The sequence below is a fragment of the Mesorhizobium sp. B2-3-10 genome (assembly GCF_006442275.1).
GTDB classification, from domain to species: Bacteria; Pseudomonadota; Alphaproteobacteria; order Rhizobiales; family Rhizobiaceae; genus Mesorhizobium; species Mesorhizobium australicum.
The window spans coordinates 136423-156057 of sequence record NZ_VFVT01000010.1; the positions used below are offsets into that span (position 1 = coordinate 136423).

Annotated in this window: 15 protein-coding genes; all 15 read left to right on the forward strand. The window is 64.2% G+C overall.

Annotation, left to right across the window (positions count from 1 at the left end; genetic code table 11):
* The first annotated feature begins 3 nt into the window (after positions 1-3).
* The 15 genes from mraY (at position 4) to FJ943_RS25820 (ending at position 19613) form a co-directional block, all read left to right on the forward strand.
* A complete protein-coding gene (gene mraY, locus FJ943_RS25750) occupies positions 4-1086 on the forward strand; it encodes a phospho-N-acetylmuramoyl-pentapeptide-transferase (protein WP_015317207.1) in 1083 nt (360 codons plus the stop codon).
* Positions 1087-1094: 8 nt separating this feature from the next.
* A complete protein-coding gene (gene murD, locus FJ943_RS25755) occupies positions 1095-2495 on the forward strand; it encodes a UDP-N-acetylmuramoyl-L-alanine--D-glutamate ligase (protein WP_140660917.1) in 1401 nt (466 codons plus the stop codon).
* On the forward strand, positions 2495-3646 hold the full coding sequence (gene ftsW, locus FJ943_RS25760; RefSeq protein ID WP_015317209.1) for a putative lipid II flippase FtsW: 1152 nt from the start codon (positions 2495-2497) through the stop codon (positions 3644-3646). Before murD ends, ftsW begins: the two co-directional genes overlap by 1 nt.
* A gap of 1 nt (position 3647) precedes the next feature.
* Positions 3648-4775 (forward strand): undecaprenyldiphospho-muramoylpentapeptide beta-N-acetylglucosaminyltransferase, encoded by a 1128-nt coding sequence (gene murG / locus FJ943_RS25765; protein ID WP_140660918.1) that lies wholly within the window; start codon positions 3648-3650, stop codon positions 4773-4775.
* Entirely contained in the window at positions 4772-6172 is a 1401-nt protein-coding gene (gene murC, locus FJ943_RS25770; RefSeq protein WP_140726112.1) for a UDP-N-acetylmuramate--L-alanine ligase, read from the forward strand. Before murG ends, murC begins: the two co-directional genes overlap by 4 nt.
* Complete coding sequence (gene murB, locus FJ943_RS25775) at positions 6169-7134, forward strand: UDP-N-acetylmuramate dehydrogenase (protein ID WP_140726116.1); 966 nt, start codon at positions 6169-6171, stop codon at positions 7132-7134. Before murC ends, murB begins: the two co-directional genes overlap by 4 nt.
* 300 nt (positions 7135-7434) lie before the next feature.
* A complete protein-coding gene (locus FJ943_RS25780) occupies positions 7435-8361 on the forward strand; it encodes a D-alanine--D-alanine ligase (protein ID WP_140726119.1) in 927 nt (308 codons plus the stop codon).
* Positions 8349-9290, forward strand: coding sequence for a cell division protein FtsQ/DivIB (locus FJ943_RS25785; RefSeq protein ID WP_140726121.1), 942 nt, complete (start codon positions 8349-8351; stop codon positions 9288-9290). Before FJ943_RS25780 ends, FJ943_RS25785 begins: the two co-directional genes overlap by 13 nt.
* Positions 9287-10594, forward strand: a complete 1308-nt coding sequence (gene ftsA, locus FJ943_RS25790; protein ID WP_015317215.1) for a cell division protein FtsA — start codon at positions 9287-9289, stop codon at positions 10592-10594. The genes FJ943_RS25785 and ftsA overlap by 4 nt, the downstream gene beginning before the upstream one ends.
* A gap of 66 nt (positions 10595-10660) precedes the next feature.
* On the forward strand, positions 10661-12346 hold the full coding sequence (gene ftsZ / locus FJ943_RS25795) for a cell division protein FtsZ (protein WP_140726124.1): 1686 nt from the start codon (positions 10661-10663) through the stop codon (positions 12344-12346).
* Between the two features lie 280 nt (positions 12347-12626).
* Positions 12627-13577 (forward strand): UDP-3-O-acyl-N-acetylglucosamine deacetylase, encoded by a 951-nt coding sequence (gene lpxC, locus FJ943_RS25800; RefSeq protein ID WP_140615639.1) that lies wholly within the window; start codon positions 12627-12629, stop codon positions 13575-13577.
* A gap of 262 nt (positions 13578-13839) precedes the next feature.
* Positions 13840-14709 carry an outer membrane protein assembly factor BamD gene (locus tag FJ943_RS25805; RefSeq protein ID WP_015317218.1) on the forward strand — a complete coding sequence of 290 codons (870 nt, stop codon included), beginning with the start codon at positions 13840-13842 and terminating at the stop codon, positions 14707-14709.
* Positions 14710-14893: 184 nt separating this feature from the next.
* Complete coding sequence (gene recN / locus FJ943_RS25810; protein WP_140714589.1) at positions 14894-16567, forward strand: DNA repair protein RecN; 1674 nt, start codon at positions 14894-14896, stop codon at positions 16565-16567.
* Positions 16568-16719: 152 nt separating this feature from the next.
* Positions 16720-18924 carry an NAD-dependent DNA ligase LigA gene (gene ligA, locus FJ943_RS25815; protein WP_140726127.1) on the forward strand — a complete coding sequence of 735 codons (2205 nt, stop codon included), beginning with the start codon at positions 16720-16722 and terminating at the stop codon, positions 18922-18924.
* Positions 18921-19613, forward strand: a complete 693-nt coding sequence (locus tag FJ943_RS25820; RefSeq protein WP_140726129.1) for a TIGR02453 family protein — start codon at positions 18921-18923, stop codon at positions 19611-19613. Before ligA ends, FJ943_RS25820 begins: the two co-directional genes overlap by 4 nt.
* The last annotated feature ends 22 nt before the right edge of the window (positions 19614-19635 follow it).

Sequence of the window (19635 nt, forward strand, 5' to 3'; positions counted from 1 at the left end):
CGCATGTTCACACTGCTGGTCGATTTCGCGGACAAGGTCTCTGTCTTCAATGTCTTCCGCTACATCACGTTCCGCACCGGCGGGGCGCTGATCACCTCGGCGCTGATCGTCTTCATCTTCGGGCCGACCATCATCAATTCGCTGCGGCTCAGGCAAGGCAAGGGCCAACCGATCCGCGCCGACGGGCCGCAGACCCATTTCAAGAAGGCAGGCACGCCGACCATGGGCGGCCTGATGATCCTGTCCGGCATCATCGGCTCGTCGCTTTTATGGGCGAACCTGTCCAGCATCTATGTCTGGGTGGTGCTTTTGGTAACACTCGGCTTCGGCTCGATCGGCTTTTACGACGACTATCTGAAGGTGACGAAGCAGTCGCATCTCGGCTTCTCCGGCAAGGCGCGGCTTGCGTTGGAATTCGTTATCGCCGGCATCGCCGCCTGGGCGATCATGCACAATGGCCAGGCGCCGTTCTCGTCGTCGCTGACATTCCCCTTCGCCAAGGAATTCATTATCAACCTCGGCTGGTTCTTCATTCCGTTCTCCTGCTTCGTCATCGTCGGCGCCGGCAATGCGGTGAACCTGACCGATGGCCTCGATGGCCTTGCGATCGTGCCGATCATGATCGCGGCGGCGTCCTTCGGCGTCATCGCCTATCTCTCGGGCAACGCGGTTTTCGCCGAATATCTGCAGATCCATTTCGTGCCTGGCACTGGTGAACTGGCGGTCGTGCTTGGCGCGGTCATCGGCGCCGGCCTCGGCTTTCTCTGGTTCAACGCGCCGCCCGCGGCGATCTTCATGGGCGACACCGGATCGCTGGCCATGGGCGGCCTGATCGGCACGGTCGCGGTCGCCACCAAGCACGAGATCGTGCTCGTCATCGTCGGCGGCCTGTTCGTGGTCGAGATTCTCTCGGTCATCATCCAGGTCGGCTACTTCAAGATGACCGGCAAGCGCGTGTTCCTGATGGCGCCGATCCACCATCATTTCGAAAAGCTCGGCTGGACCGAAAGCCAGGTGGTGATCCGCTTCTGGATCATCGCCGTCATCCTGGCGCTGGTCGGTCTTTCCACCCTCAAGCTCAGATAGGCCGCCACTTGATCCCCGCCGCATCATTCGCAGGCAAGCGTGTATCGCTCTTCGGGCTCGGCGGCTCGGGGATCGCCACGGCGCGCGCGCTGATCGAGGGCGGCGCCGAGGTGCTGGCCTGGGACGACAATCCCGGCAGCGTCGCCAAGGCGGCCGCCACCGGCATCGCCACCGGCGATCTGCGTGGCGCCGACTGGGCCGGTTTTTCCGCCTTCGTGCTGTCGCCCGGCGTGCCGCTCACCCATCCCAAGCCGCACTGGACCGTGGAATTGGCGCGCGGGGCCGGCGTCGAGGTCATTGGCGATATCGAGCTGTTCTGCAGGGAACGGACGCAGCGTGCGCCGGATGCTCCCTTCATCGCCATCACCGGCACCAACGGCAAGTCGACGACGACGGCGCTGACGGCGCATATCCTTCAAGCCTCCGGGCGCGACACGCAGATGGGTGGCAATATCGGCCGTGCGGTGATGACGCTCGATCCGCCGAAGCCTGGCCGGCATTATGTAGTCGAATGCTCGTCCTACCAGATCGACCTTGCGCCCTCGATCAATCCGACGGCCGGCATCCTGCTCAATCTGACGCCCGACCATCTCGACCGCCACGGCACCATGCAGCACTACGCTTCGATCAAGGAGCGGCTGGTGGCGGGCAGCGAGACGGCGATCATCGGCATCGACGATTCCTGGTGCGCGCAGATCGCCGATCGGTTGGAGCGGGCAGGGCGGCAGGTCGTCCGCATTTCCAAGCGCCTGCCGCTGACCGACGGCTATTTCGCCGACGGCACCAATCTGATGGAAGCCGTGCACGGCCGCTACAGCCGGGTAGCCTTCCTCGAAGGCATTGGCTCGCTGCGTGGTCAGCACAATGCGCAAAACGCGTTGGCCGCCGTCGCCGCTTGCCTCAAGGTCGGGCTCAACCTTGGCGAGATCCAGTCTGGGCTGGAAAGCTTCCCGGGTCTGGCGCACCGCATGGAGCAGGTTGGCCGCAAGGACCATGTGCTGTTCGTCAACGATTCCAAGGCGACCAATGCCGATGCCGCCGCACCCGCGCTGTCCAGCTTCAATCGCATCTACTGGATCGCCGGCGGCCTGCCCAAGGAAGGCGGCATCGAGCCGCTACGCGGTTTCTTCCCGCGCATCGCCAAGGCTTATCTGATCGGCGAGGCGGCGCCCGCCTTTTCGGCGACGCTCGGCGAGGCCGTGCCCTACGAGATCTCGGGCACGCTGGCGGCAGCGGTGGAGCATGCCGCGCATGACGCGGCCAAGGACGACAGTGGCGAGGCGGTGGTGCTGTTGTCGCCGGCCTGCGCCAGTTTCGACCAGTTCAAGAATTTCGAGGTCCGCGGCGAAGCCTTCAGGCAAGCTGCGAGCGCTATGGATGGCGTCAAACCCATCGGAGGGGCACGATAATGCAGAGCCGTCTCGACAAAAGTCCGGTCGCAACCTGGTGGTGGACCATCGATCGCTGGTTCCTGGCGGCGTTTCTGTCGCTGATGGGGCTCGGCATCGTGTTGTCCTTCGCCGCAAGTCCCGCGGTGGCCGAACGCATCGGCCTCGACAGTTTCCATTTCGCCACCCGGCAGATCATCTTCACCGTGCCTGCGCTCGGCGTGATGCTGGCGGTCTCGTTCCTGGATTCCAGGCAGATCCGGCGCATGTCGCTGATTATGCTGTGCCTGATGCTGGTGCTGATGGTGGCGGTGCTCTATGTCGGCGTCGAGGTGAAGGGCGCGCGCCGCTGGGTGTCGCTTGCCGGCCTGTCCATCCAGCCGTCCGAGTTCCTCAAGCCGGCCTTCGTCATCATGTGCGCGTGGCTGTTCGCCGAGCACAAGCGCCAGCCCGACATTCCGGGTAATCTGTTCGCCATGCTGCTCCTGGTGCTGGTCGTGTCGCTGCTGGTGGCGCAGCCGGACCTCGGTCAGACCATGCTGACCACCGGCACCTGGGGCATCATGTTCTTCATGGCGGGGCTGCCATGGCTTTGGATCATCGTGCTGGGCGCTGCCGGCGTCGGCGGCGTCTTCGCCGCCTATACGGTGTTTCCGCACGTCGCGCTGCGCATCGACAAGTTCCTCACCGGCGAAGGCGACACGTTCCAGGTCGACATGGGCCGCGATGCGCTGATCAATGGCGGCTGGTTCGGCGTCGGGCCGGGCGAGGGCACGGTCAAGCGGGTCATCCCCGACAGCCATGCCGACTTCGTCTTCTCGGTCGCGGGCGAGGAGTTCGGGCTGATCATGTGCTTCTTCATCATGTCGATCTTCGCCTTCATCGTGCTGCGCGGTCTCAACACGGCGCTCAAGGAGCATGACGACTTCACCCGTTATGCGGTCGGCGGTCTGGTCACCGTGTTCGGCCTGCAGGCCGTCATCAACATGTGCGTCAACCTGCAGCTGGTGCCGGCAAAGGGCATGACGCTGCCCTTCATCTCCTATGGCGGCTCCTCGCAGATCGCCATCGCCATCTCGATGGGGATGGTGCTGGCGCTGACGCGCAAGCGGCCGGAAAAGCGCAAGCAGATGGGCTTTACCCTGCCGCAGCGCGCCATGCCGGCGGAGTGACATGGCCAGAGGCGTTATCCTTCTCGCGGCGGGCGGAACCGGCGGACATCTGTTTCCAGCCGAAGCGCTGGCGCATGAACTCCTCGATCGCGGCTGGGCGGTGCATCTGGCGACCGACACCCGGGCCGAACGGTTTGCCGCCCATTTTCCTGCAGCGGCCGTCCATCCGATCCAGTCGGCGACGTTAGGCTCGAAAAATCCCTTCGCCCTGCTCGGCGCCTTCTGGAAAATCTGGAGCGGCGTGCGTCAGGCCTCCGCCATCATCGGCAGGGTCAAGCCGGAGGCCGTGGTCGGCTTTGGCGGCTATCCGACCTTGCCGCCGCTCTACGCGGCGACGCGGCGCAAGGTGCCGACGCTGATCCACGAGCAGAACGCGGTGATGGGCCGCGCCAACCGGGCGCTGGCCGGCCGTGTCGACGCGATCGCCGGCGGCTTCCTGCCGCAGGATGAAAGCGCGGCCGGCGCCAAAACGGTGACGACCGGCAATCCGGTCCGGCCGGCTGTGCTCGAAGCGGCCAGGACGCCTTACGCGGCTTCGACCGGGGATGAGCCCTTCCGCCTGCTGGTGTTCGGCGGCAGCCAGGGCGCACAATTCTTTTCCGATGCCATGCCAGGGGCCATCGCGCTGCTTTCCGACGCACAGCGCAAGCGCCTTGTCGTGACCCAACAAGCTCGCGCGGACGACGTGGCGCGGGTGAAGGCGGCCTATGCCGCGCTCGGCGTCGCCGTCGAGGTCTCGCCGTTCTTCACCGACATGGCGGCGCGCATAGCGGCGGCGCATCTTGTAATCTCTCGTTCCGGCGCCTCGACCGTGTCGGAAATCGCCGTCATCGGCCGGCCGGCGCTGCTGGTGCCCTATCCCTTCGCGCTCGACCACGACCAGGCGGCCAATGCAGCCGCCCTTGCGGCCGCCGGCGGTGGCGAAGTGCATGTGCAATCCTCGCTTTCGCCCGAGCGCATCGCGGCACTGCTCGGCGCCCTGATAGACCAACCGGAGCGGCTGGCGACGATGGCTGCCGCGGCCAAGTCGGTCGGCAGGCCCGACGCGGCGCGGTTGCTCGCCGACCTCACAGAGGCTATTGCGTCCCGCAAAACAGTATCGGATTTCAGGAAGGGGACGCACCCATGAAGATGCCGCAGACCATCGGCCTCGTGCATTTCATCGGCATTGGCGGCATCGGCATGAGCGGCATCGCGGAGGTGCTGCACAATCTCGGCTACAAGGTGCAGGGGTCCGACCAGGCCGACAGCGCCAATGTGCAGCGGCTGCGCGACAAGGGCATCGAATGCTTCGTCGGCCACAAGCCGGAGAATCTCGGTGACGCCGAGGTCATCGTCGTCTCGACGGCGATCAAGAAGTCGAATCCGGAGCTGAAGGCGGCGCGTGAAAAGCTGTTGCCGATCGTGCGCCGCGCGGAGATGCTGGCCGAGCTGATGCGTTTTCGCCAGGCGGTGGCGATCGGCGGCACGCATGGCAAGACCACGACGACCTCGATGGTGGCGACGCTGCTCGAGGCCGGCGGGCTCGACCCGACCGTCATCAATGGCGGCATCATCAATGCGTACGGCACCAATGCCCGCATGGGCGATGGCGAGTGGATGGTGGTCGAAGCCGACGAGAGCGACGGCACCTTCCTCAAGCTGCCGGCCGACATCGCCGTCGTCACCAACATCGATCCCGAGCATCTCGATCATTATGGCAATTTCGACAATGTGCGCGAAGCGTTCCGCCAGTTCGTCGAGAACGTGCCTTTCTATGGCTTCGGAGTGATGTGCACCGATCACCCGGAAGTGCAGGCGCTAGTCGGGCGCATCGAGGACCGGCGCGTCATCACCTATGGCGAGAACGCACAGGCCGATGTGCGCTTCACCAACCATCGCATGGCGGGGGCGACCTCGGAGTTCGACGTGATCATCCGCGACCGCAAGGGGCGCGGCCAGACGGCAATTTCGGGCCTGCGCCTGCCGATGCCCGGCCGCCACAATGTTTCCAACGCGACCGCCGCGATCGCGGTCGCGCATGAACTCGGCCTGTCGGCCGAGGCGATCAAGAAAGGCCTGTCGTCTTTCGCCGGCGTCAAGCGCCGCTTTACCCACACCGGTTCCTGGAACGGTGTCGACGTGTTCGACGATTACGGCCACCACCCGGTCGAAATCTCGGCGGTGCTGAAGGCGGCGCGCAGCGCCACCAACGGGCGTGTCATCGCCATTGCCCAACCGCACCGCTTCACCCGCTTGCATGATCTGTTCAACGAGTTCTCCGCCTGCTTCAACGACGCCGACACGGTGATGGTCGCCCCGGTCTACGCCGCCGGCGAAGAGCCGATGGACGGCGTGACATCGGACGCGCTGGTGTCGCGTATCCGCGCCGGCGGCCATCGGGACGCCCGCTACATCGAGGGGCCGGCCGACATCGCGCCCGTCATCCGCGACATCGCCAAGCCCGGCGACTTCGTCGTCTTCCTCGGGGCCGGCAATATCACCCAATGGGCGTACGCGCTGCCGAAGGAGCTTGCCGCGCCATGATGAACGGCCAGGCCCTGATCGACAGACTTGGCGACCGGCTAGCCGGTCTGCGCGGCCGCATCACGCCGAATGCCGAGATGGACAAGATCACCTGGTTCCGGGCTGGCGGCCTTGCCGAGGCGCTGTTCCAGCCTGCGGACGAGGAGGATCTGTCGGCCTTCCTCAGAGCCGTTCCCGAAGAGATACCCCTGACCATCGTTGGCGTCGGCTCGAACCTTCTGGTGCGCGACGGCGGCATTCCGGGTTTCGTCATCAGGCTTTCGGCCAAGGGCTTCGGCGAGGCCGAAGTCGTTTCCCCGATCAGGATCAAGGCAGGTGCCGCCACGCCAGACAAGCGCATGGCGGCGGTGGCGCTCGAGGCCGGCATTGGCGGCTTCCATTTCTATCACGGCATTCCAGGCGCTATCGGCGGCGCGCTCAGGATGAATGCCGGCGCCAACGGCGTCGAGACGCGCGAGCGCGTCGTCGAGGTGCGGGCGCTCGACCGCGCGGGCAACGCCCAAACGCTGAGCAATGCCGAGATGGGCTATGCCTACCGCCATTCGGCGGCGCCCGCCGGGCTGATCTTCACTTCGGCCGTTTTCGAAGGCTTTGCCGAGGACAGGGCAGTGATCAAGGCGGCGAGGGATGCGGTGCAGAACCATCGCGAGACCGTGCAGCCGATCCGCGAGAAGACGGGCGGCTCGACCTTCAAGAATCCGGAAGGCACGTCGGCCTGGAAGGAGATCGACAAGGCGGGTTGCCGCGGGCTGATGATCGGCGGTGCGCAGATGTCGCCGATGCACTGCAACTTCATGATCAACACCGGAACCGCGACCGGCTACGAGCTCGAATATCTCGGCGAGACGGTGCGCGCCCGGGTGCTCGAGCATTCCGGCATCCGGTTGCAGTGGGAGATCAAGCGCATCGGCAATTTCCGTTCCGGATACGCCGTCCAGGAGTTCCTCGGCCAGCTTCTCTAGCGCCTCTTGAAGTTCATGTGATGCGTGAACTTCAAGGGGATCGAAATGCCGTGAAATCGTTGCTGCAAAGACTCAGCGACACGGTTTTCGCATCTGTTTTCTCAGAAAGTGAATCTCTCGGAATCATAAGTGCTTGCCAGTGAATCAACTCTCTGATTCTCTGCCCTAAAGCGTTTCCTGATTTGAGTCGTTCGACGCGTTTCAGCGTTTTCCGTCTGGGGGGCAACCTGCCGGGAGACTCGGACTCAATGTTGCGGAAATCTTGCGTTTTTGGTCCGCGGTGAGAGGGGATGACGGGGAATGAAAAGCAAGCATGTGGCCGTATTGCTGGGAGGTTTCTCGTCCGAGCGGCCCGTGTCTCTGTCTTCCGGAAAGGCCTGTGCCGATGCGCTGGAGCAGGAGGGTTACCAGGTCACCCGCGTCGATGTCGGGCGCGATGTCGGCTCGGTGCTTGCCGAGCTCAAGCCTGACGTCGCCTTCAATGCGCTGCATGGGCCTTTTGGCGAGGACGGTACCATCCAGGGCATCCTTGAATATCTCGGCATTCCCTACAGCCATTCCGGCGTGCTCGCCTCGGCGCTTGCCATGAACAAGGAGCAGGCGAAGAAGATCGTTAAATCGGTCGGCGTCCCCGTTGCCGAATCGAAGGTCGCCAATCGGTTCTCCATCCAGAACAAGCACCCGATGAAGCCGCCCTATGTGGTCAAGCCGGTCAGCGAGGGGTCGAGCTTTGGCGTCGTCATCGTGTCGGAGGGGCAATCGCATCCGCCGCAGGTGATCGGGTCGTCCGAATGGAAATATGGCGATACCGTCATGGTCGAGCGCTACATCCATGGGCGCGAGCTGACCTGCGCCGTCATGGGCGATGTGGCGCTTGGCGTCTGCGAGATCATCCCGACGGGCCATTCCTTCTACGACTATGATTCAAAATATGTCGCGGGCGGATCAAAACACGAATGCCCCGCAAAAGTTTCACCGAATATTTACCAAAAAATACAGACACTGGCGCTCAAGGCTCACCAAGCTGTCGGCTGTCGGGGCGTTTCCCGGTCGGACTTCCGTTATGACGATCGTCACTCCGAAAATGGCGAGGTTGTATGGCTCGAGGTCAACACTCAGCCGGGTATGACGCCGACGTCTCTGGTGCCTGAAATTGCCGCCCATGCCGGGCATTCGTTTGGTGAATTGTTGAGTTGGATGGTGGAGGACGCTTCGTGTCTGCGTTGAAATGGGGACAGGGTAAGGTGAGGGGCGCGGCCGGGCCGTCGCTGTTCGGCCTGCCATTGTCGTTGGACCATTTCGTTCTGCCGCGCGTGCTTCGCCGCCCGGTACGCATCCTGACGCGCCTGGGCGATGGTGAATTCCAGGCGCCGCGCTTCTCCGCCGCGATCATGTCGTCGGTACTGCTGGTGTCGAGTGGCGCCTATGGCGCCTACCTCGGCGGTCACGCCGACGGGATCATTCAAAGCATCACCGCCCGCACCGGCTTCGCGGTCGACCAGGTCAAGGTGGTCGGCAACCGTCAGACTTCGGAGATCGACATTCTCGACAGGCTGGAACTCGATGGCTGGACGTCGCTGATCGGCTTCGACGCCGAGGCCGCGCGGGAGCGTATCGCCACCTTGCCCTGGATCCAGGTTGCCGCGGTGCGCAAGGTCTATCCGCACACGCTGGAAGTGCGCGTCGAGGAGCGTGCGGCTTTCGCGCTCTGGCAGCAGGGCAACGACCTCTCCGTCATCGAGAAGGATGGCGCCGTCATCGCGCCGTTCTCGGGCGGCAAGCAGGTGCTCCTGCCGCTGCTGATCGGCACCGGCGCGCCCGCCAAGGCGCCTGATTTCCTGGCCAGGATCGAACATTATCCCGACCTCGCCAGCCGCATCAAAGGCTATGTCCGTGTTGGCGAACGGCGCTGGGACCTGAAGCTGGACAACGGCATCACCATCAAGTTGCCCGAGGATGACGAGGACCAGGCGCTCGCCGAACTCGTCAAGATGGACCATGACAAGGGGCTGTTGTCGCGCGACATCGCCGCCGTCGACATGCGCCTGACAGACCGGCTGGTCGTGGAGCTGACGCCGCAGGCGGCGACGCAGCGCGAAGCCGCGCTCAACGAGAAGCCGAAAACCCTCAAGCGCAAGCCGGAGACGAAGATATGAGCTGGCTTGGCGGTTCTGGCGATGCCTCGTCGCGCCGGTCGGGCACCCTGACGGTGCTGGATGTCGGCTCGAACAAGGTCTGCTGCATGGTGGCCAAGCTGAAGCCGAACGATGACGGCAAGCTCCTGCGCGGCCGCTCGCATCGCATCCAGGTCATCGGCATCGGCCACCAGAAATCGCAAGGCGTGAAGTCCGGCGTCATCGTCGATCTCGACCGGGCCGAGCATGCCATTCGCCTCTCCGTCGATGCCGCCGAACGCATGGCCGGGCTGACGGTCGATTCGCTGATCGTCAACATGACCGCCGGCCGGCTGAAGAGCGAAAGCTTCTCGGCGACCATCAATCTTGGCGGCCACGAGGCCGACGAAGCCGACATCAAGCGCGTGCTCGGCGCCGGTGCCAAGCAGGCGCTGAAGGCCGAGCGCGAGGTGGTCCATTCGCTGCCCGTCGGCTTCTCGCTCGATGCCGAGCGTGGCGTGCGCGATCCGCGTGGCATGGTGGGCGACACGCTTGGCGTCGACATGCACGTGCTGACGGGCGATGCGGCGCCGATGCGCAATCTGGAGCTCTCCATCAACCGCTCGCATTTGTCGGTCGAGCGCATGGTGGCGACGCCCTATGCCAGCGGGCTGGCGGCACTGGTCGACGACGAGCTGGAACTCGGAGCCGCCTGCATCGACATGGGCGGCGGCACGACGACGATCTCGGTGTTTTCGGAAGGCAAGTTCGTCCATGGCGACGCCATCGCCATCGGCGGTAACCATGTGACGCTCGACATGGCCAAGGGACTTTCGACCTCGCTCGACGCCGCCGAACGGCTGAAGGTGATGCACGGCTCGGCGCTGCCGGGCAGCGCCGACGACCGCGATCTGGTCTCGATCCAGCCGATCGGCGACGATGGCGACGTGCCGCTGCAGATCCCGCGTTCGGTGATGACGCGCATCGTGCGCGCCCGCATCGACGAGACGCTCGAACTCCTGCGTGACCGGTTGAACAAGTCCGGTTACGGCAATGCGGTCGGCAAGCGCGTCGTGCTCACCGGCGGCGCCAGCCAGCTGGCCGGCCTGCCGGAAGCGGCGCGCCGCATCCTGGGGCGCAATGTACGCATCGGTCGCCCGCTCGGCGTGGCGGGCCTGCCCGAAGCGGCGAAAGGCCCGGCTTTCTCGGCCGCGGTCGGGCTTCTGATCTATCCGCAGATGGCGAGCTTCGAGAGCCATCCGGCGAAAGGCATTTCCGGTCTCAGAATGACCGGAACGGGTGGAAAACTGCATCGCATGAGTCAGTGGTTGAGAGACAGTTTCTAATTGACGGGGACAGCCCCATAGGCGGCCGCGGCGGCGAAGCGGCGTGAAAGGCAAAGGACGGAGACAATGACTATCAATCTGCAGAAGCCGGACATCACCGAGCTTAAGCCGCGCATCACCGTGTTCGGTGTGGGCGGCGGCGGCGGCAATGCCGTGAACAACATGATCACCGCCGGACTGCGCGGTGTCGAGTTCGTCGTGGCCAACACCGACGCGCAGGCGCTGACCATGTCGAAGGCCTCTCGGCTGATCCAGCTTGGCGCGCATGTCACCGAGGGGCTCGGTGCCGGATCGCAGCCGGAAGTCGGCCGCGCGGCGGCGGAAGAGTGCATCGACGAGATTCTCGACCATCTCACCAACACCCATATGTGCTTCGTCACCGCCGGCATGGGCGGCGGCACCGGTACGGGTGCTGCTCCGGTTGTTGCCCGCGCAGCGCGCGAGAAGGGCATTCTCACTGTCGGCGTCGTCACCAAGCCGTTCCACTTCGAAGGCCAGCGCCGCATGAAGACGGCCGACTTCGGCATCGAGGAGCTGCAGAAATGCGTCGACACCTTGATCGTCATCCCCAACCAGAACCTGTTCCGGCTGGCCAATGACAAGACCACCTTCGCCGACGCCTTCGCGATGGCGGACCAGGTGCTCTACTCCGGTGTGGCCTGCATCACCGACCTGATGGTCAAGGAAGGCCTGATCAACCTCGACTTCGCCGACGTGCGTTCGGTGATGCGCGAGATGGGCAAGGCGATGATGGGCACCGGCGAGGCTTCGGGCGAGGGCCGCGCGATGGCGGCGGCGGAAGCCGCGATCGCCAACCCGCTGCTCGACGAGACCTCGATGAAGGGCGCCAAGGGCTTGCTGATCTCGATCACCGGCGGCCGCGACCTGACCCTGTTCGAAGTCGACGAAGCGGCGACCCGCATCCGCGAGGAAGTCGACCAGGACGCCAACATCATCCTGGGCGCCACGTTCGACGAGGAACTCGAAGGCGTCATCCGCGTCTCGGTGGTAGCCACCGGCATCGACAAGTCGGCGGCTGAAATCGCCGCGGCGCCGATCTCGATCCGGACCTCCCCGCCGAAGCAGGCTGCCCGGCCGGCCGTCGCCCCTGTGGAAAGCCGCCCGACGCCGGTCCAGCAGACGGTGTATGAGCCGCGCGCCGCCGATCCGGTCGCCGAAGCCATCCAGTTGGCCGAAGCCAATGCCGCGGCCGTGGCGCAGGCTCGTCCGGCTCCTGTCGCCCATGCGGACGATTTCCGCCCGCAGAGCAAGATCTTCCAGGCGCCGCCCGCACAACCGCAGCCGATGGTGCAGCCGGTGGTGCAGCAGATGATGCAGCCGGCTCCGCAGCCGCGCGAAATGCTGCGTGAGGTCCAGCAGCCGGTGGCGATGGCGCCGCAGCGCATGCCGCGCGTCGAGGACTTTCCGCCGGTCGTCAAGGCCGAGGTCGACGCCAAGAGCCGCCCGGCCGACCACGAGAACAGCGGCCCGATGGGCCTCCTGAAGCGCCTGACCAATGGCCTGACCCGCCGCGAGGAGGAGCCCGCACGGCTGCAGCCGGCGCAACCGCGCGAGCCCAAGCTGCGCCAGGCGGCACCGGAAGTGCGCCGCCTCGCCAGCCAGGACGCCCAGCTTTACGCGCCGCGGCGCGGCCAGCTGGACGATCAGGGCCGCCTGACGCCGCAGACCAGGGCGACTCAGGAGGACGATCAGCTGGAGATTCCGGCGTTCCTGCGCCGCCAGGCCAACTGAGCGGTTAACGGACTGTAACAATTGTTAACAGGCAGGCAAGAAATTGCTTGCCTGTTAACGTTTAAAAGACAGCGTAATCAACGGGTTATGACGTCGTACATGTTCCAGTTCGCGGTTACAAAGAGTAAGAAACCGTGATTTGGAGTCTCCCTGCCGGGACATTATCTTCGCTGCCTACCATAGTCGGTTTGCCGGGATTTCGGGGGAAGTCGCCCTGCCTGCCGATTTAACAAGAGCCGCGCCCTCGGGCTGGAGAAGCGGACCTAGGCATTACGGGCTCATGGGGATTGTCTTGCACGACCACCAGACGACAGTGAAGACGCGCGCGTCGCTTACAGGCACCGGCGTTCACAGCGGCAAAGAAGTTTCCATCAGTTTCCTGCCCGCGGATGCCGATACCGGCATCGTGTTCGCGCTCCTCAATGGAGACGGGCAGGGCCGTGAGTTCCGCGCCCTGTTTTCCGAGATCGGCGCCACCGACCTTTGCACCATGCTTGGCGATCCTTCGGGCGAGCACATCGCCACGGTCGAGCACATCATGGCCGCCCTGTTCGGGCTCGGCATCGACAATGTCATCATCGAGATCAACGGCCACGAGGTCCCAATCCTCGACGGCAGCGCCATGGCGTTCGTCGAAGCCATCGACCAGGCCGGCATCGAGATGCTGGCCGTCAAGCGGCGCTATATCAGGGTGGTCAAGCCGGTCCGCATCGAGAACGGCGCCTCCTGGGCGGAGTTCAGGCCCTATGACGGCACCCGTTTCGAGGTCGAGATCGATTTCGAAAGCCCGGCGATCGGCCGTCAGCTCTTCGCATCCGATATCAACGCCGATATTTTCCGCCGCGACATCGCGCGGGCCCGCACCTTCGGCTTCATGAAGGACGTCGAGCGGCTGTGGGCCGCCGGCTATGCTCTGGGATCCTCGCTGGAAAATTCCCTGGTGATCGGTGACGACAACCGCGTCATCAATATGGGCGGCCTGCGCTATCCCAATGAGTTCGTGCGCCACAAGACGCTCGACGCCATGGGCGACCTGGCGCTGGCCGGCGCGCGCTTCATCGGTTGTTTCCGCTCCTATCGCGGCGGCCATCGGCTGAACGCCGCCGCACTGCGGCGCCTGCTGTCGGACCGCACCGCCTTCGAGATCGTCGAGACGACACGCCGTGAGCGTGGTCGCGCCGCCGAGATGAACGCCGTCAATGCGCCTCTCTATGCGCCCTGGATGATCTGATTTTCTTAATCTTTTTCGGATTCCATGGCGGTATGGGTGTTGCATGAATGCATCATCCATCGGCGAAATTGCGTAGATTTTCACGCCACGGTCCGCCGCCACAAAAATGCGCGATTGGCTGGACATAGCGTTGCCGGGCAAGGCGGTTATGGTTTATGGCTGCTGCCGTCGATTAGTGCATGTCGCTCAAAGGTGGGGACCAGTTTTGGGACAACTGCATGCAACGAGCATTAAAATAACGCCGAAAGGGCGCAATCCAATCATGTTCTTCAAGCGAGTCGGTCAATCGAAAGCGCCGCAGCGGTCTGTTTTCCTAGCGCTTTCGGTGGTTGTTCCATCGCTCTTTCTGGCGGCTTGCATGTCGTCGGAAAAAGACATCGACCTGTCGACCTATGTCGACCAGACCGAACCGGCCGACGTTCTCTACAATCAGGGCCTGGCCAATCTGAACGCCGGCCGCCTGGACGAGGCAAGCAAGAAATTCGACGCGGTCGACCGCCAGCACCCCTATTCGGAATGGGCCCGCAAATCGATGGTGATGGGCGCGTTCGCCGACTATCGAAAGGGCAGCTACGACGATGCGATCCAGTCGGCGAAGCGGTACCTGGCTCTCTATCCGTCCACGGATGACGCGGCCTATGCCCAGTATATCATTGGTCTGAGCTACTATCGCCAGATCAAGGATGTGACGCAGGACCAGAAGGAAGCACGCCAGACCCTGCAGACGATGCAGGACCTGGTGACGCGCTGGCCGACGTCGGAATATGTCGACGATGCCAAGGAAAAGATCCGCTTCGCCAACGACCAGCTCGCGGGCAAGGAAATGCAGATCGGCCGCTATTATCTGGAGCGCCGCGAGTACATCGCCGCCGTCAAACGCTTCCGCACCGTGGTCGAAAACTATTCCAACACCCGCCATGTCGAGGAAGCGCTCGCGCGCCTCACCGAAAGCTATTACGCGTTGGGCTTGACCTCGGAGGCCCAGACGGCGGCCGCGGTGCTCGGTACCAACTATCCCGACAGTTCGTGGTACAAGGATTCCTACAAGCTGCTGCAGAGCAACGGGCTGGCGCCGCGTGAAAATGCCGGGTCGTGGATATCCAAGGCCGGGAAGCTGATCACCGGCGCCTGACCGCGGAGCCTCCGAGCGAAGCGCGCAGCGCGCTTTTTCGGATTGATCCGAAGCTCAAACAAAAAGATAGTGCGGCGCTGCGACTCCAACTGTCGGGTGCCGCTTTATACTTTTGTTTTTCGTGCCTGTCGTTATCCCGAAACCGGGTCCACTTTTGGGCGGCATGCAATAGGTCCGGTTTCTCATGCTTTCCAGACTGTCGATCCGCGATATCGTCCTGATCGAAAAGCTGGACATCGACTTCCAGCCGGGCCTTTCCGTGCTGACCGGCGAAACCGGCGCCGGCAAGTCCATCCTGCTCGATGCCCTGTCGCTGGCGCTCGGCGCGCGCGGCGATGCCTCGCTGGTGCGCCACGGCGCGTCCCAGGGCCAGGTCATTGCCGTGTTCGATGTTCCGCGCAACCATCCGGTGCGCGCGCTGCTCGCCGAAAACGCCATCGAGGATGATGGCGACGTCATCCTGCGGCGCGTGCAGACGGCGGATGGCCGGACCCGTGTGTTCGTCAACGACCAGCCGTCCTCCGTGACGCTGATGCGCGATGTCGGCCGCGCCCTGGTCGAGATTCACGGCCAGCATGACGAGCGCGCCTTGGTCGATCCCGGCGCGCATCGCGATGTGCTCGATGCTTTCGGCGGCCATCTCGGCGCCGTCCGCTCGACCGGCGAGGCATGGCGGCACTGGCGCGCCGCCCAGCAGGAGCTGACGCGCCATCGCGCCAAGGTGGAAGCCGCCGCGCGCGAAGCCGACTATCTGCGCGCCGCGGTTGCCGAACTGACCAAGCTCGATCCGCAGCCGGGCGAGGAAACCGAACTTGCCGAGCTGCGTGCCCACATGATGCGCGCCGAGAAGATCGCTTCCGAAATCCACGACGCGCAGGATGTGCTGTCGGGCCCGTCCTCGCCCTTGCCGCAACTGGCCAGCCTGCTGAGACGGCTGCAGCGCAAGGCGACGGAAGCGCCCGGCCTGCTCGAGGACGTGGTGAAGTCGCTGGATGAAGCCATGCTGTCGCTCGACGCGGCGCAGTCGGGCGTCGAGGCCGCGCTTCGTGCCACGGAGTATGATCCGCAGCGGCTGGAGAAAGCCGAGGAACGTCTGTTTTCGCTGCGCGCGGCGTCACGCAAGCACAGCGTCGCCGTCGATGACCTGGCGCAGCTGCGCGACACGATGGTTGCCGATCTCGCCGATCTCGATGCCGGCGAAGAACGCCTGCACGGGCTGGAAAAGCAGGCGGCCGCCGCGCGCGAAGCCTATGACATCGCCGCCGCACAGCTGTCCTCGCTTCGTCATGCCGCGGCGGTCGGTCTGACCAAGGCGGTGATGGCCGAACTGCCGGCGCTGAAGCTCGAACGCGCGGCCTTTATCGTCGAGATGAAGAGCGAGGCCGAGGCGCGCATGGAAGAGGGCATCGACCAGATCGAGTTCTGGGTGCGCACCAATCCTGGCACGCGGCCCGGGCCGATGATGAAGGTTGCCTCCGGCGGCGAGCTTTCGCGCTTTCTCCTGGCGTTAAAGGTGGCGCTGGCCGACCGTGGCTCGGCGCCGACATTGGTTTTCGACGAAATCGACACCGGGGTGGGCGGCGCTGTCGCCGACGCCATCGGCCAGCGGCTGGCGCGGCTGTCGAAGCGCGTCCAGGTGCTTTCCGTCACCCATGCGCCGCAAGTGGCGGCGCGCGCGGCAACACATTTCCTGATCTCCAAATCGGGCAGCACCGACCGTGTCGCGACCGGAATTGCCGAGATGGACAGGACTGCGCGGCAGGAGGAGATCGCCCGCATGCTGGCCGGCGCCACGATCACCGACGAGGCGCGCGCCGCCGCCGAGCGGCTGCTGCGCGAGAATACAAACGCGGCATGAGACGATCCGGCGTCATGAGACGATCAGGCGTCATGGGGCGAGTCAGGATATGGCTCCATCCTGCTGTTCAGGAATGATCTTTTCCGAAAACCGGTTCCCACCTTTCAAGATCATGCTCTATTGTGGCGCGCCACCGTTTAGGGACAAAAAGCATGGCCGAAAAACCTGTCGATTCGCTCAGCGAAAGCGAGGCTGAAGCCGAACTCCAGCGCCTTGCCGAGGAGATCGCCGGTCATGACCGGCGCTACCATGCCGAGGACGCGCCCACGATCACGGACGCCGAGTATGACGCGCTGCGGCGGCGCAATCTTGCCATCGAGGAGCGCTTTCCCGGGCTGGTGCGCGGGGATTCGCCCTCGCTCAGGGTGGGTGCCGCCCCGGCGGAAGGCTTCACCAAGGTGCGCCATGCCGTGCCGATGCTCAGTCTCGCCAAGGCCTATACCGACGCCGACGTCACCGATTTCATCGAGCGCGGCCGGCGCTTCTTCGACCGCGACAAGGACCTCGAAATTGCCTTCACCGCCGAACCGAAGATCGACGGGCTGTCGGCTTCGCTGCGTTACGAAAAGGGCGTGTTCGTGCAGGGCGCGACGCGCGGCGACGGCGCTGTCGGCGAGGACATCACCGCCAACCTCAGGACCATCGCCGACATTCCCGCCAAGCTGAAGGGGTCAGGCTGGCCCGAGACCATCGAGATCCGCGGCGAGGTCTATATGACCTATGCCGAATTCGAGGCGCTCAAGGCGCGCTCGGCGGCTGTGGGGGGCCAGGATTACGTCAATCCGCGCAACACGGCGGCCGGGTCGCTGCGCCAGAAGGATCCATCCGTCACCGCCAGCCGCAACCTCAAATTCTTTGCCTACGCGTGGGGTTACACGACGGCGGATCCGGCACCAACGCAGTACGAAGCGGTGCAGAAATTCGCCGATTGGGGCTTCAAGATCAGTCCGCTGATGGTGCGGGCGAAATCGGTCGAGGAACTGGTCGCGCATTATCACCTGATCGAGGAGCAACGCTCGTCGCTCGGCTATGACATAGACGGGGTCGTCTACAAGGTCGACCAGCTGGAGCTGCAGCGCCGCTGGGGTTTCGTCACCGGTGAGCCACGCTGGGCCGTCGCGCACAAATTCCCGGCCGAACAGGCGATGACGACCGTGCAGAGGATCGACATCCAGGTCGGCCGAACCGGCACGCTGGCGCCGGTCGCGCGGCTTGCGCCGGTGACGGTCGGCGGCGTGGTGGTGGAGAACGTCACGCTGCACAATGAAGATTATATCAAGGGCCTGGACAGCACCGGCCAGCCGATCCGCGACGGCATCGACGTGCGCATCGGCGACACGGTGGTGATCCAGCGGGCAGGGGACGTCATCCCGCAGATCGTCAGCGTCGTCATCGACAAGCGTCCGCCCGATGCCGTGCCGTACGAATTCCCGCACTCTTGCCCGATCTGCGGCTCGCCGGCGACGCGCGAGATCAACGAGAAGACCGGCAAGGAGGATTCGCGCCGCCGCTGCACGGGCGAACTGATCTGCCCGGCGCAAGCCGTGGAAGGGCTGCGCCACTTCGTGTCGCGCGGCGCCCTGGATATCGAAGGCCTGGGCGCGGAGAACATCGACACGTTTTTCAATGCGGGTTTGATCAAGACAGCCGCCGACATCTTCACGCTCAGGGAGCGCCGCCCCGCCGTGACCAAGGCGCTGGCCGAGCGCCGCGAGGAGCAGGCCAGGCAACGGGAGGCCGCATCCGGCAAGACCCGCAAGAATGTGCGCAGCGTCGAGGACCGCAATTACGAAGGCCTCGACAAATTGTTCGCGGCCATCGATTCGCGCCGCGAGCCGGAGCTCGACCGCTTCATCTTCGCGCTCGGCATCCGCCATATAGGCGAGACAACGGCCGCCGTGCTTGCGCGAACATTCTCGACCATCGAGGAGCTTATCCGCGTCGGCAAGGAGACGGCGGCGGCGAAGGATCCGCATTCGGTCTTCCCGTCGATCAACGGCATTGGCGATACGGTGATCGATGCGCTGCGCGATTTCTTCGGCAACGAGCGCAATGACGAGGTGCTCGAGAAGTTGCTGCAACAGGTCAAGCCGAAGCCCTATATCGTCACCGTCTCGGCCGACAGCGAAGTCGCCGGCAAGACGATTGTCTTTACCGGTTCGCTGGAAAAGATGACCCGTTCCGAAGCCAAGGCGATGGCCGAACGTCTCGGCGCCAAGGTGGCCGGTTCGGTTTCGGCCAAGACCGATCTTTTGGTGGCGGGACCGGGTGCGGGCTCAAAGCTCAAGCTTGCCAGCGAACTCGGCGTCGAGGTCATAGACGAGGACACCTGGCTGCAGCGGGTCGGCAAGTCGTGACGGACGGGACGTTCAAAGGGTTTGGTCCGAAAGCCATTCCGTTCTTCAAGGCGCTGGATTTCCACCAGAGCCGCGAATGGTTTGCGGAGAACCGCGCGCTTTTCGACAGCGATCTGCATGGGCCGATCGGCGATCTGGTCGAGGTCCTTACGGAGCGGTTCGCAACGGCGGGGCTTGGTCTGCGCGGCGACCGCAAGAAATCGCTGTTCCGCATCAATCGCGACGTCCGCTTTGCCAAGGACAAACGTCCCTATAACAGGCATGTTTCGGCCATTCTGTCACCAGACGGCAGCAAGACAGGCCTGGGCGTCTTCTACGTGCATATCGGGCTCGAGCGCTGCTTTGCCGACGTGGCCTGGTGGAACCCTGAGCCGCCGCTCTTGCTGGCGATGCGCAGGGCGATCACCGATCGGCCCGGCGAATTCCGCAAGCTGCTTTCAACGTTGAAGAAAAACGGCCTTGAATTCGAAACCGAAGGCCGCATGAAGCGGGCGCCGCGCGGTTTTGAGCAGATCGCGGACGCCGATCTCGCGGAGGCCGTGCGCAACCGGCATTTCGTCGTCCAGCGTGTCATCGATCCGGCCGAAATTCACGCGCCGGCGCTGGTCGACGAGCTTGTCGATTTTACATTGCGCGCCAAGCCGCTGCTCGACTGGGGCAGGGCGATCCAGGGCAAGGTGACCGGTTAGTTTTCCGATCCGTTGGACAGGG